The organism is Streptomyces umbrinus (assembly GCF_030817415.1).
GTDB classification, from domain to species: domain Bacteria; phylum Actinomycetota; class Actinomycetes; order Streptomycetales; family Streptomycetaceae; genus Streptomyces; species Streptomyces umbrinus_A.
Map to the genome: position 1 here is coordinate 11,907,685 of NZ_JAUSZI010000002.1, position 12,680 is coordinate 11,920,364.

14 protein-coding genes are annotated in these 12,680 nt (G+C 67.8%); 11 read left to right on the forward strand and 3 right to left on the reverse strand.

The features are described 5' to 3' along the window. Window positions 1–282 precede the first annotated feature (282 nt). On the reverse strand, window positions 283–1,158 hold the full coding sequence (locus QF035_RS53120; RefSeq protein ID WP_307530210.1) for a hypothetical protein: 876 nt from the start codon (window positions 1,156–1,158) through the stop codon (window positions 283–285). A 227-nt stretch (window positions 1,159–1,385) separates the two neighbouring features. Between QF035_RS53120 and QF035_RS53125 the strand changes: the two genes are divergently transcribed. Continuing rightward, window positions 1,386–1,559 carry a tetratricopeptide repeat protein gene (locus QF035_RS53125; protein WP_307530212.1) on the forward strand — a complete coding sequence of 58 codons (174 nt, stop codon included), beginning with the start codon at window positions 1,386–1,388 and terminating at the stop codon, window positions 1,557–1,559. Between the two features lie 505 nt (window positions 1,560–2,064). On the opposite strand, the gene QF035_RS53130 is transcribed toward QF035_RS53125, so the two are convergent. Both QF035_RS53130 and QF035_RS53135 read right to left on the reverse strand, forming a co-directional pair. After that, complete coding sequence (locus QF035_RS53130) at window positions 2,065–2,718, reverse strand: hypothetical protein (protein WP_307530215.1); 654 nt, start codon at window positions 2,716–2,718, stop codon at window positions 2,065–2,067. Window positions 2,719–2,940: 222 nt separating this feature from the next. After that, a complete protein-coding gene (locus QF035_RS53135; protein WP_307530217.1) occupies window positions 2,941–3,969 on the reverse strand; it encodes a hypothetical protein in 1,029 nt (342 codons plus the stop codon). Window positions 3,970–4,147: 178 nt separating this feature from the next. Here QF035_RS53135 and QF035_RS53140 point away from each other — a divergent pair, with 178 nt between their 5' ends. From QF035_RS53140 to QF035_RS53185, 10 genes are all read left to right on the forward strand, one after another. Beyond that, a complete protein-coding gene (locus QF035_RS53140; RefSeq protein ID WP_307530219.1) occupies window positions 4,148–4,411 on the forward strand; it encodes a helix-turn-helix transcriptional regulator in 264 nt (87 codons plus the stop codon). Window positions 4,412–4,579: 168 nt separating this feature from the next. Further along, window positions 4,580–5,437: a DUF6083 domain-containing protein gene (locus QF035_RS53145; protein WP_307530220.1), complete on the forward strand. Its 858-nt coding sequence runs from the start codon at window positions 4,580–4,582 to the stop codon at window positions 5,435–5,437. After that, window positions 5,434–5,916 (forward strand): hypothetical protein, encoded by a 483-nt coding sequence (locus QF035_RS53150; RefSeq protein ID WP_307530221.1) that lies wholly within the window; start codon window positions 5,434–5,436, stop codon window positions 5,914–5,916. The genes QF035_RS53145 and QF035_RS53150 overlap by 4 nt, the downstream gene beginning before the upstream one ends. Continuing rightward, the gene (locus QF035_RS53155; RefSeq protein ID WP_307530222.1) at window positions 5,913–7,448 is read left to right on the forward strand and encodes a UvrD-helicase domain-containing protein; all 1,536 of its coding nucleotides are present in this window, start codon (window positions 5,913–5,915) and stop codon (window positions 7,446–7,448) included. Before QF035_RS53150 ends, QF035_RS53155 begins: the two co-directional genes overlap by 4 nt. Window positions 7,449–8,275: 827 nt before the next feature. After that, window positions 8,276–9,091, forward strand: a complete 816-nt coding sequence (locus tag QF035_RS53160; RefSeq protein WP_307530224.1) for a hypothetical protein — start codon at window positions 8,276–8,278, stop codon at window positions 9,089–9,091. A gap of 81 nt (window positions 9,092–9,172) precedes the next feature. Next, window positions 9,173–9,808 carry a DUF6461 domain-containing protein gene (locus QF035_RS53165; protein ID WP_307530225.1) on the forward strand — a complete coding sequence of 212 codons (636 nt, stop codon included), beginning with the start codon at window positions 9,173–9,175 and terminating at the stop codon, window positions 9,806–9,808. Window positions 9,809–9,833: 25 nt separating this feature from the next. After that, complete coding sequence (locus QF035_RS53170) at window positions 9,834–10,505, forward strand: AAA family ATPase (RefSeq protein ID WP_373466898.1); 672 nt, start codon at window positions 9,834–9,836, stop codon at window positions 10,503–10,505. Window positions 10,506–10,574: 69 nt separating this feature from the next. Further along, complete coding sequence (locus tag QF035_RS53175; protein ID WP_307530227.1) at window positions 10,575–10,826, forward strand: hypothetical protein; 252 nt, start codon at window positions 10,575–10,577, stop codon at window positions 10,824–10,826. Further along, window positions 10,823–11,407 carry an RNA polymerase sigma factor gene (locus tag QF035_RS53180; protein WP_307530229.1) on the forward strand — a complete coding sequence of 195 codons (585 nt, stop codon included), beginning with the start codon at window positions 10,823–10,825 and terminating at the stop codon, window positions 11,405–11,407. The genes QF035_RS53175 and QF035_RS53180 overlap by 4 nt, the downstream gene beginning before the upstream one ends. Continuing rightward, window positions 11,404–12,507 (forward strand): hypothetical protein, encoded by a 1,104-nt coding sequence (locus QF035_RS53185; RefSeq protein ID WP_307530231.1) that lies wholly within the window; start codon window positions 11,404–11,406, stop codon window positions 12,505–12,507. Before QF035_RS53180 ends, QF035_RS53185 begins: the two co-directional genes overlap by 4 nt. The last annotated feature ends 173 nt before the right edge of the window (window positions 12,508–12,680 follow it).

Below are 12,680 nucleotides of genomic sequence, written 5' to 3' on the forward strand. Positions count from 1 at the left end.
ATCTGCTGCTGATCCTTCTCTTGAGGCTGCAGCGTGTGAAGGCACAATCGATCCAGGGACAAAAGATCCCCCCTTTCCCCTGGCGCCGCCTTGCCTGACGTGTCGACCCCGCGCTGGGTAGGCCTCCTTGCTCGACCCGCCCGCCTGGCCCCACGTACGCACTGGCGGGTGCCCTGTAGGTCAGGACCACGCATCCGGGGTGACCGGGCTTGCCTGTGGCAGCGGGCTCCTGGCGGGCTTGTGCTCACCCGCGCTGCTTGCCTCCGTTCTGATCAACCGAGGTCAGCGGGTGTGGGGCAGTGCCTTGTCAGGGTGGGCGGCGTGGACGTAGCGGACGGCGGTTCCAGGATGGATGCCGAACAGGTGCACCAGATGTACCGGGTCGGCGGTCTGCCGGGCCTCGTCCAGTACGCGGTCGCTCCACATCTGGCGCGGGGTGATTCCGGTGCGGTCGAACGCGCGGCGCAGTGCGCAGTAACTGACCGGCGGAAGGGCGGGGTGGTGCGCCGAGTGCGTCGTCACCAGCAAACGCGGGTTGGGGGATGCGGGCCACTGGTCATGCCGTTCCTGGAGCCACTCGTCCAGGAGGCGGCGGGTCAGCGTGTCGAGGTAGACCGTGTGCGGCTGGCCGCGTAGGTGGACTGTGAGGGTCCCTCGGGCAAGGTCGAGGGCGGTCATGGGCAGTGGTTCGGGAAGCCGTACGGGGGTGGTGAGGGAGAGCCCGGCGAGTGGGTTGGTGAAGACGGTACGTTCCTGTTTGAGGGCGCGGAAGACACTGAGCAGGACATGGTGGACACCGCGGGCCTGGTGTCCCTGCCGGTCACCGAGGGCGGAGGTCACGTGCGCGGTGGTGATCTCCCGCAGGTCCAGTCCGTCCTGGCTCCAGAGAGTTAGGACGGGGAGAACGACGTGCAGGTCGCGACGGATGCGCGTGTAATCGGCGGGTGGGTGGGGTCGGCGCCCCTCTCCGCGGCGGACGGCGGCCCACGTCCGCATCTGGTCGGCCATGGCGCCGGGGAGTTGTTGGAGCTTGGCTTCGATGGCCTGGCGGTGCCAGGCGTCTGTGCGGGCGGTGTCCAGGCGGGCCAGTGAGGGGCTGGTGGGCGTCGTTCGGTCGTGGTCGGGTGTGAGCAGTCCGCGCTCGTGTAGGAAGAACACGACCCGATGCAGGGATACGTTCGGCTCCAACGTCGCGAGCGCGCGCACGTCCCGCTCGGCAAGAGACGCTGGACCGGTCCGAGCGGGCGCTCGGCGCTGAGCACCCGGACACCGGTCACGTACGGGAGGAGCTGATCAGGGCCTGCGAGTTGGCGGAGTACCGCGGCAAGCCGGACGACGTTCGGGCAGCGGCGCGGGCCCGGGAACGCGCACACGGTCCTGACGCCTTGGACACACTGGCGGCGCTGTGCAATCTGGCCCAGCTTCTCGCGTCGTCCCACAGGCGCAGGGGTGAGGCGGTGGACCTGCTTCGGGACACGCTCGAGCGGTGCGAGCGGGCGCTGCGCCCGGACGACCCGCTGACGGCCGAGGTACGGCGGCAGCTGGAGGAGCTGAACTGACCCGGCGTGTTCTCCCCGCCGCTCGAAGCCGACGTATTGCTCGGTGGATCGCCATCCAGTACGAGCCCAGGAAGTGGCCCCCACACGTCGACCACCGAAACGGCGTACTTGAACCTGGCCGGCGCGCAGTCCAGCAGCGGACGCCGCCAGCACCCGCGTATGTAGCTCGTGATTTCCGTAGTAGTGGACCTCTGTCGTGCTGCCATCGGCCGCGCGTCGTGCGCTCACCCGTGCGGGCGGTGAACCACACCAGGGATATGGCCGTTGACGTCGTGGTCACAGCACGGAGAGACATGGGCGGCGAGTTCGCTGGCCAGGGGCAGCGCCTGTTCGGCCCTGCTGCCCGTGCCAGAGGCGATGTGCCGCAGATCCCGAGGCCGTGGGACAAAATCCGCTACGCAGTCCCGGACCGCAGCCCGCCGCCTGGCCCCTGTGCGCTGACGTTCCAGCCTGGCGACACCGGTACCGGGCCTGCTGGTTGTGCGGTGGGTGCTCCGGCGGCTGCTCAGCTGGCTGCTGCCTCCGACTGAGGCTGGGGCTCAGCGGACTGCGGGGCGGTGGCGGTGGTGTAGAAGACGGATGAGCCCTGCTTGGTGCGGTGGGCGTGGCTTTTGGCGACCAGCCCTTCGACCGTGGTGCGCACGACGGTGGTTTTGATGGTGCGGTCGGGGTGGGCCTGGGTGAGTGCGGAGGAGATCTCGGCGGCCGACCGCGGCTCGTTCTGCTGCTTGAGGTGGTTGCGGATCAGATCGACGAGGGATGGCTTGCCGGCTGCCTTGGACGCCTTTGCGGACGAGGCCTTAGCGGCGGGCTTCTTGGGTGCCGCCTTGCCTGCATCAGCGGTGGCGGTCTTTTTCGGCCTGCTGCGCTTGGGCTCGGCGGCAGTTTGGCGGGGCACGGACGCAACGGCCTTGGTGGCCGCCTCGCTGGCGGGGCTCGCCCCGCCGAGTGCCTGCTGCATGTTCACCAACACGGTGTGGTCATGCTGCAGAGTGCGCAGCTGCTCCTGCAGGGCCTCCACTTCCGCCCCGATGCGTTCCTGCTCCTTGGTGTTGAGCTCCAGATCACCTGTGATCTGGGTGATGTACTGCGACGTCAATTCGGTACTGCTGGCCTGGCTTTGAGACATGACATGGGCCTTTCTGCAGTGCGCGAGCACGGTGGTGAAGAGTAGGAACCGTGTGTGCCAGGGGATGGAGGTATTCCGTCTGTGGTGACCGGATGGCCCGCAGGACACCACTGCGGCAGCCTGCCGGAATTTAGAGATAGTACGCGCGAGCGGAACCAGATGTTCCTGCTGAGTGACACATCACTCTCCCGTGAAAGCAAGACAGTCAGCGGATACGGGGTGCGCCACACCCAGAAATTGGCAGTCGTGCCGTCATCGTTGAACCGCCGCCCGGCCCACCTCGACTTGAGGTGACAGGCGCCAGGAGATCTCCTCGTGGCTGATGTGCCGCCAGCCGGTCAGGAGGCGGGAGCGGACGAGTTGGTCGAGGAGGTCCTCCAGCTGTTGCGGGGACTGGCCGCACAGGCGGGTGAGCACGTCGAGTTCCGCGCTTCCGGTGCTGTCGCAGGTGTGGGCGGCGAGTGTCAGGGCGGTGAGCTGCACCGAGGGGGCCATCCCGCGCGGCGCGGCCAGGGGAGTGGGGTGCAGAGCCCAGTGGGCCGCGCGAGCACGGGCGCTGCGGCCGGAGGCCTGACTCTGCATGGCCGCATCGAGCAGACGGGTTTCCATGGGGGAGTGTGGCCGAGCGGGGCAGATCAGCCATCCGGCGTGTTCGAGTTCACTCCACAGTTCGGTACGGCCCCGCAGCCGCATGCCGCGCAGGAAGCCGTTGGGGAGCCGGACATGCCCCTGATGGTCGGCGCGCAGCGCGCACTGCAGGGCCAGCAGGCGGGCGGCGGGGGAGGAGTATCGGGGCAGGGCCACCGCAAGGTAGGTGAGCATTTCCCGTACGCACAGCCGCTCGCCCGGCCCGTGAAGGGGATTGCTGCGCCGGGCTGTCCGACTCGTCGCCACTGCGGGCGCCGGACCGGGCAACGTGTCGGGTACGACGGCGGTGTAACTGGTGGCGGCCGCGCAGGCGGCACAGGCATCCGCAAGGCGCCACATCCGTCCGCTGCGGTCACAGGTCGCCGCCAGCAGCACCGGGCCGGCGCAGCCGCGGCGGCGCGGGTGCCATGAGCAGCCCCGCGCCCGGCACTGGCAAGTCCGCAGATGCCCCGGCAGCGCGTCGTGTTGGGCATGGCGGGCCAGATGGGTCAGCGCGGCCGACCGTGCGGAGGAGGCCGGCGGCCGGTAGCCGTGAAGCGTGCAGTGAGGGCAGCTCAACAGCGGTCCTCCCGGCTGCGAGTGCAGCCGTACGGTCCAGATGCGCGGCATCGTGTCATGCGTGGAGAGCCTCATCCGGCTCGTCGTCCTCCGATCTGGTCCGTGCCGCTGAGCTTCCGTGTCCCAGACGTCTGGAAACGGGAGCCAGGCACGCTGCGGTGCTGATCCTGCACCACGAATGTCACCCCTTCCCTAACAAATAGTGCAGAGGTCTGCACTGACGGGGCAGGGGTCTGCACCGTCGGATGGTGGGGTGACGATCTTGCCGCCCGACCCCGACCTCACCGCGCTGCGCGTGACGCTCCCACGGTTGCGGGGCGAACGCGGCTGGACCTTCGATGAACTCGCCGACCGCAGCGGCCTGGCCCGGCGCACCCTCATCGACCTCGAACACGGACGTACCACCGGCAGCATCACCACCTGGCACGCCCTCGCCCACACCTTCGATGTCCCCATCGAGCACCTGCTGAGCCCGCTCTGCGACAACCACACCCCGCCCGGATCCACGGGCTCCTGACCCGGCCGCACCCGCCCTGGCGGGCCACATGAATCACCCGAACCGGCGAGCAGAGGCAGAACGCACGCTCGCCTGCGCGGACTTGCGTTCGACGCCGCTGGGCTGTCCGTGGGACACGGCCCTCGTCGCCCCCACCACCATGGCGTGGCACCTGGCACGGTCCGGGCCATGTGCCCCAACACCGCCTCCACCAGCCGCCACCGGGACGGCAGCCCCCGCACCATGCACCCGCGCCGCCCGCTGCGCGTGGCCGCCGCCAGCCCCAGCCGCCTGTTGCGCGCCGGCCAGAGCAGTAGCTGCCGTCAGTGCGGTCACCGCATCGACCTCTACCAGCGAACCGACCAGCGGCCCATCGCCCTGCACCCTGCCGAACTGGCCACCACTGACGTACCGGCCTCCTGCCGCTGGCACCTGAGCAGCGGCATCGCCCACCCGCACGGCGACGGCAGCCCCTGGTGCCGTATCCCGCACGCCGTGCTCTGCCCCGGCCGCACCGCAACCATCCGGATGAGCCCGCACATCGAGGCCATGCGCCGCCAACTCGCCGTCCGTACCCGCCGCCTCATCGACACCGGCGCCATCACCCAGGCCCCGCCCACCCCCTGCGAGACCCCCGCCGACAGCGGCTGTCCGGACCGGGCTGTCGTACAGCTCCTGCTCGGCCGCTACCTCGCCGAGGGCCCCATCGACGGCATCCGCTGCGTCGCCCAGACACGCCAGCGCCGCCGCTGCCCCCACCCCGTCCTCGACCCCCGCACCCCGGCCGGCATCTGGACGCTCCTGCCCGTCGGCCCGCAGCACGGCCAACTCGCCCTGCCTGATGCCCTGATGGCCGTCTACGACCTCAGCCGCCTGCCCTACACCGAGCAGCTGCGCTGGCGCACCCAGCGCTGCCCCGCCCACGCTGCCACCCCCGGAGCCGCCGACCTCACCTTGGCCGGATGGCAGGTCTTCGACCCCCTGCTACACGCGGCGCACCTCCACACCCGCCTCCCACACCCCCCAAGCCGCCGCAGGGAGGCGTGACGATGCCGCACCACGCCCTGGAAATCACCCTGACCCGGCCCCTCGCCCCCGCCGAACTCCGCCACGCCACCCGCGTGATGCCGCTCGCGGCAAACCACGACACCACCCGCCTCATGGCCCTCTTGCCCGCCAAAACCCCCGGCAGGTCCGCGCACCGCCTGCGCCGGCTCCTCGACACACAGCTGCCCATCGACGTGATCACCACCCACTACCCGGACAAGAGCGGGCAGGTCCTGCTCAACATCGCCCTCCCGCCCGCCACCCGCATCGCCCTGAAGGCCGCCGCCGACCGCGCCGGCCACAGCCCCGAGCGTTTCGTACAGCTGGCCCTGCACCGTGCCCTGGCCCAGCACGCCAGCGACGAGGCCGACCGCCTCGACCAGGAGGTGAGGCACCTCCTCGCCCACACCACCGCCGCGCACCTCCTGGCGGCCGTCGGACGCGCTCTCACCCAGACCACGGGAGTACCTCAGCCGTGAACCCGACCGACGAACAGACCGCCGCGGCCGAGGCCTTCCACTCCGGCGGCCACCTGGCGCTGCAGGCCGGAGCGGGCACCGGCAAGACCACCACCCTGGAGCTCCTCGCCCGCACCACCAAGCGCCGCGGCCGCTACCTCGCCTACAACCGGGCCATCGCCCAGGACGCCCGCGCCCGCTTCCCCTCCACCGTCACCTGCAAGACCGCCCACGCCCTGGCCTACGCAGCCACCGGCCACCGCTACATCCAACGTCTGAACGCTCCCCGCCGCCCCGCTTGGCAGACCGGACAGGCCCTCGGCATCACCAAAGGGATCCGCGTCGGCGAACGCGACCTGTCCCCGAAGGCACTCTCGTATGCCACCCTGCGCACTGTGGCCCGCTTCTGCCACACCGCCGACCCTGCCCTCACCCGTCACCACGTCCCGCACCTGCGCGGCCTCGAAGACCGCGACCTGCACGCCGAACTCGCCGCACACATCGTCCCGTTCGCCCGCAAGGCCTGGGCCGACCTTCAACACCCCGACGACGGCGCCGTTCGTTTCGACCACGACCACTACCTGAAGATCTGGGCCCTCACCCAGCCGAAGATCGGTACCGACTTCCTCCTGCTGGACGAGGCCCAGGACACGAACCCGGTCGTGGAGCAGATCTTCCTCAGCCAGCGCAGCCATGCCCAGTTGGTGATGGTCGGCGACTCCGCTCAGGCGATCTACCAGTGGCGCGGGGCCAAAGACGTCATGACCGGGTTCGACGGCATCCAGCTCGCCCTGTCGCAGTCGTTCCGCTTCGGTCCTCGGCTCGCCGATGAGGCCAACCGCTGGCTGGCCATCGCAGATGCCCCGATCCGCCTCACCGGCACCACCACGGTTCCCACCGAACTCGGCCCCGTCACCCGGCCCGACGCGATGCTGTGCCGCACCAACGTCGGCGCCATGATCCAGGTCATGGACCTGATGGCCGACGGTTACCGGGTAGCCCTGGCCGGGGGAGGGGACAGCCTGCGCGCTCTGGCCCTGGCGGCCCGTGACCTCAAGGAAGGCCGCCGCACCACTCATCCCGAACTGCTCTTGTTCCCTTCTTGGGGTGAACTGCAGGACTACGCTGCCCACGATCCGGCCGGACGGGATCTGCTGCCGCTGGTCGACCTTGTCGACACCCATGGCCCTGGCGCCATTCTCGCCGCTGTTGCGCAACTCGCCCTCGAGGCGCAGGCCGAGGTGACCGTCTCCACCGCTCACAAGGCCAAAGGGCGTGAATGGGCCTGCGTGAAAGTCGCTGACGACTTCACCCCGCCCAAAGACAGCGATCAGCGTGACGACGCGGGCCGTGCTCTGCCCGGCCCGATCGACGACGCCGAGGCCCGTCTCGCCTACGTCGCGGTCACGCGCACTCGCCGTCGTCTCGACATGGGTGGCTTGTCCTGGATTGACGAGCATCCTGATGGATGCCCTTTGCCGGTTCCGCACAACGAGCTGCGGAAGCCGACGGGTTCAGAGGGCGGAGTACTTCCCGTGGGCGTCGGTTTGTAGTCGACTGCCGGCGGCGGATGCGATGTCAGAAGTGTTCCTGCATCCGGAAAGGGCCGGACCAGAAGAGTGTGGCTGCTGACCCGGCGCTCCAGAATTGGAGATGCTCATGGTGACGCCGATGGCCGGTATTCGTTGCTGTTGTCGCTGTCGTTTGCTGTCCAAAAGTGATCGTTGACGGAGTGATCATGCCGTGATTGCCTGATCCGTCGAGACGGACGCAGGCGCGTCCGTACGACGACCTGGGGGAAATTTTGCGCACCAGAACGAGAAGATCTCTGGCAGTGGTCGCAGCGTCAGTCCTCGCGTTACTTGTGCCCATCACGGCCAGTGCCGATACAACGTCTTCGGCTCGACCGGTATCCGCAACGGCGGATGACGGACGGACCGGCACCGGATTGGCCGCTCAGAAGGTAGGCGATCAGCCATCGGATTTCCAAGCTCTCCCTGCAACAGGGCAGGCTTCACCGAAGTCCAACTGTGCTGAGACAAAGCGCAACTTGAAGGCTCTCAGGGAGTCCGGCCAGAAGCGGGCCGTTTGCTTCGAATGGCAGACCCCGCAGGAGCTTGCAAAGACACAGGGTTCGTCAGCCTCGTCTGCGGCGAGCGTGGTGTGGTGTGGAGAGAAGGCAGAGAATCAGGTCTATGTGACACGTGATTCCATTTGCTCGCGGCGTGGCGTTGTCATTGTCCTGATGGACACGGTCACAGGCATGATCTTCGGCAAGGCCTACGGCACCCTTGAGTAGGAGATCGACACCCAGAACTCGAACCCCGAGTTCTTCGAGTACATGAAGTTCGACCTCACATCGGCTGACATCACGTCGAGTGTGATGACAGTGAAGGTGGACGCGGTCTGCTCGCTCAACGCCAGCTGTAAGCAGAACGCAGACCCGTGGAACGCTCCTCGACCGATCACGGTCGGTGGGTCCATCGACGGCGGCATCACCCGCCTGTGGACCGAGAACGCGGGGAACAAGTCCTTCCTCATCAGCTATGCGCTGACCGTCAACATCGGAGGGACGTACGGTACGGCCAGGTGGGGAGACGCCGGGGAGCCGAGCGCCGGCCAGTACATGGTGCGCTGCGACAAGGAGATCAACGGTTCCACCAAGGGCTGCATCGTGCCGGCGTTCACCCCCACCTTCGTGGTGGACCAGAAGTACAGCCAGGCCCGTCAGTTCATCGGCATGGTCCAGGCGAGCATGGCCACTCACCCGGGCTGGGAGGGCCGCGGGCAGCCTCTGCACCGCGAGTCGGACGAGAGCGTCGTGAGCAAGAACCGCGCCGTCGTCTGCGACAGCACGTTCAAGCCCCACACGAGTACCCCGCCGCCAGTTCAGTGCGACGAGTTCCCGTTCGCCAGGACGAAGGAGAGCGGCAGACAGCTGGGGGTCACCTCTGGAGCGTCCTGCCAGCAGTACATGGTCACCTCCCAGACCATCGAGGGCAAGCAGTACCTGTCCCTCACCTGGCCCGGACTCAACCAGGGCAAGATGCCTGCCGCAGACGCAAAGTGCGCCCGCGCCAGCATGCCGAAGAACCAGAATGAGGGCGTGGGCGGCGACCTCGGCAGGAGGACAGTGGAGTGGCGTCTCCTTGAGGGCGACGCCTACTGGGTGGACGCCGGCCAGCCGGTAAATTAATACCCGCGCGGAATACGCGGTCCGGACGCTGTTCAGCGGTCCGGGCCGCGCAGTGGTTGGTTAATAAAACGAGGTAGCACCGTGAGCACCAGCATCTTTCCGAACTCGCAACTCTACCGAACCGGGTACTGCGCCCTCTTCGTGAGAGGGGTTTCCCCCACCGAGCTTCTGACCAGGGTGTCAGGAGGAGAGATTCAGCCGGTCCTCGTGACCCGCCTCGAAGCAGATGCCGTCAAAGCGCTCGGGGAAGACATTGACGAAGACGACGTCCCCGAGCTGAACGTGGATGAGTTGCACAGCAGCGGCATGCTCGACAACAGTGGTCCGCTGCTGCGTGCCGGAACCCACAACAACTGGTCCTTCGTTATCGAGTCCGAAGGACCCTACCTTGCGAGTGACGAAATCCTCGCCGCCGCTTCCCGTGACACGGTCGCCCTGTCTGCAAGACTGAGCGAGACAGGATCCACATGGATCTCGTACGCGGAGAACAGCGAGATCCTCTCCTCCTTCGACCCGCTCTTCCCCCAGCACGACTACGGAAAGCGCCCCGCAACCCTCGAGGAACTCACCGGATTCCGAGAGGCCATCGACAGCGGGGACCGCTCAGAAGCGTACGAAAACGCAGTTCGGAAGATTCAACAGGAACTACAGTGCGCCGTTCCCCAAGAAGCGGATGCCGGGCGCCTACTTGCTGTCCGTATTGCCGGAGGGTATTGACGGCCCGACGTGGCGACTGTGATCAGTGGGCGGTCCCGGCGCGGAGCGCGGCGGCCGACGAAGATCGACTGCTCGCGCGGATAGGCCCTGGTCCTCCGAAGAGGCCGCGATGGTGGATGACCGCGACGTCGCAGACCTGCTCACGACGGCCGCCGAGTACGGCGTGAAGGTCGTCGAGATCGGCGACTGGGCACAGCTGAAGGCGATCGGCGTCGACGGCGGCTTCAAGCGGGCCCACGAGATCGTCGACGGCCTGGAGCTGAGCGAGAACCGGCGCCAGAAGGACACGCGGAACGGGCCGCGCTGGAGGCGTGGCTGGACGGCGGCCGCCGTACCGCGCTGTCGATGCTCGCCGAGCACGGCCGCGTCCACGCGGTCCGTACGCCCGACGGTCCCAATGGCGTTGCCCGGATTATCGAGCCCCGCAGTGGCCGAACGGCCATGGCGCGAGGAGCAGTTGCGGGTCGGCGGGACCGCCGCGCCCGGCCGCCGTCAGCGCGGCGGCGACGTCGGGCGGGGAACGTCGGCAGGGGAGAGATCGGGGCGGGCACGGTGCAGGCCCACGGGGTGGCGCCACCAGCCGCAGGCGTCATGGGCGACGTCAACGCCGGACAGACAAGCTGTCCGACCGGGCCGTGTCGTCCTGGGCGATGTGACCTGCCTCAATTTCTTTTGTTTCTCGGGGAGTTCACGCTGAAGGTGCCCGTGGGCTCTTAGCTCATGACGGGCCTGCTGTGGGTCCGTCCCGACAGGGAGGGAGACCTGCGTGGACTCGGCAATGGTTGTTGTCACCATCGTGTCGATCGGCACCGCGAAGGGGTGTGGACTGCTGGCGTTGTGGCTGCGCCTGCGGTGGCGGGCGCAGCAGGAACTGGCCCGGCAGCGGTGCCTGGCGGGTGCGCTTGGGGCGGCTGCAGCCGGTGGGCGGCTGGAGTTCGAGACCTCAGGCGCTGACGGGCACCGGCTTCGGATGCGGCTTCTGCCCGCACCGGCCGCTGAGGGGCGGGGCGGCATATGAGTGAGGATGAAGTGACGGGTGGCGGGGATTTACCGGCCGCGTCGCCGTCCACCGCTCGATGGGGAGCTCTTTATCAACAGGGCCGCAGGCAGTGGACAGTCGACCAGGAATTCTCGGCCTTCTACCGCAGCACGGTGCGCATGTTGGTGGCCTTTCTGGTGAACCACGGGGCCAACGTGGCCGATGCCGCCGACATCGCCCAGGCCACGATGGTCAAGGCCTACCAGCGGTGGGATGAGATTCAGCACCCACGGCCGTGGGTCTATACGGTCGCGTCCCGCGCTCTGGTCCGGAAGATCTCCGACGTACGAGAGGACCTGGTCGAAGAGGTCCCCGAACTAACATCTTTGCTACCCCGGCCGGATGAAGTGGGTGAGTGGGAGTGCCGGCAGGAGGCTCTGCGGGTGCTGGAGGGGCTTCCAGCCCGGCAGCGGCAGGTGCTGGCCTGGACGTTCAGCGGTTTCACGCCGTCCGAGATCGCCGAGCAGCTCCAGATATCCCCGGAAGCGGTGCGGGCGAGCCTGAAGAAAGCCCGCCGGACAGCCACGGAGCAATTCCGCAGGCGGGAGGTGGGACAGTGACCGATCACGACGCTGTGTACGGCAACGATGGTGTTCTGGGCCCCTGGCTCGACGGGCAGCAGAGTCTTCTTCTAGACGAACTCGGGGACGTCCTGGATGTCGAGGCCGGCCTGCGCGAGGTTCTGCTTCAGTCCAGCCACGACACCATGGTGAATCGCCTGGACGCAGTGCTTGATGTCGAAGCTGGACTCGCCGCGGTCCTGCCGGGAACAGGTCCCACCGAAGAGGGGCCTGAGCCGGCCGTTTCCTTGCCCCAGGCGCCCACGATGGAGCAACTCCTGTCGAGGGTGAGCCCTCGGGTCCGAATCGCCCTGCGGGTGCACCCGGACGTGGTGGCGGGGTGCGAGGCCCTTGAAACACTTGAGACGGCGGCCCCCGGCTGGCGGGATATCCAGCCGTACGTACGCCTGCTCGATGACGCGTTGTCCGGTCGAGAGGCCGACTACGAGGCCGCACGGCACTTCTCAGGCAAGCTCGATCGCGCCGCAGCACGGCTTTGCCATGTGCTGGAGGAGGTGAAGGGTTTTCTACGCCACGGTTTTGTCGAGTCGCTGGACGAGGTTCTTCTGGAGATCCGGCACATCTCTCGGAAGCTTGCTGATGCAAGCGCCCTAGCCGGTGAACTCGCCTCGCGGCGTGGGGCCGACGGCGGCTCCGGGATCCGGCGGGCTCAGGCGCGTCGGGCCGCCCGTGAAGCTGCAGAGCATCTCAGCGAAGCCGTAAACCGCGCACGCCGTCTAGTGGACGACTTGGGTGATCTCGTACAGCGCGGAGACTGGGCTGTACGGCATCTCTCCGCCGAAGGCCCCGAACACATGCGCAAGGTCCTCACCCGGAGGTCCGGACTTCAGAACTTCCCGACACTTGAGTTCGCGGAGGTGAGGACGTTCCTGGACGACTTCACCGCAGCAGACCTCCGCACCGCTGTCCTGGCTGACATCGACCTGGCCGGCGTGCGCTGGTCGACGGCCACGACCCGATGGCCGGAAGCCATGGACGTTGAAGATCTCAAGGCCCGTTCAGAGGAAATCCCTCCGGGAAGTGGGATCTTCACCGTTCGCTCCGGGACAGCCACGATCCGCGAATCCGTCGATGCATAGGCTGATCCTGGAACTTCGCCGTCATCGATGCGACCGTGTACGCGCCCGTGCCGTCGTCAGTGCGGCGGCGATGGCAGGGCCCCAGCGGGTGCTGAAGATGTCGAGTCGGTCGGCGATTCCACACAGGGTGGTCATCGGTGCACCGAGTGGTGCCGCAGTTGCCGTCGTCACAT

What these genes read in the sequence shown, in the direction of transcription:
- QF035_RS53135 (WP_307530217.1), bottom strand. Translation starts at nt 3,969, where the DNA reads ATGAGGCTCTCCACGCATGACACGATGCCGCGCATCTGGACCGTACGG.
- QF035_RS53145 (WP_307530220.1), top strand. Translation starts at nt 4,580, where the DNA reads ATGTGCCCCAACACCGCCTCCACCAGCCGCCACCGGGACGGCAGCCCC.
- QF035_RS53180 (WP_307530229.1), top strand. Translation starts at nt 10,823, where the DNA reads ATGAGTGAGGATGAAGTGACGGGTGGCGGGGATTTACCGGCCGCGTCG.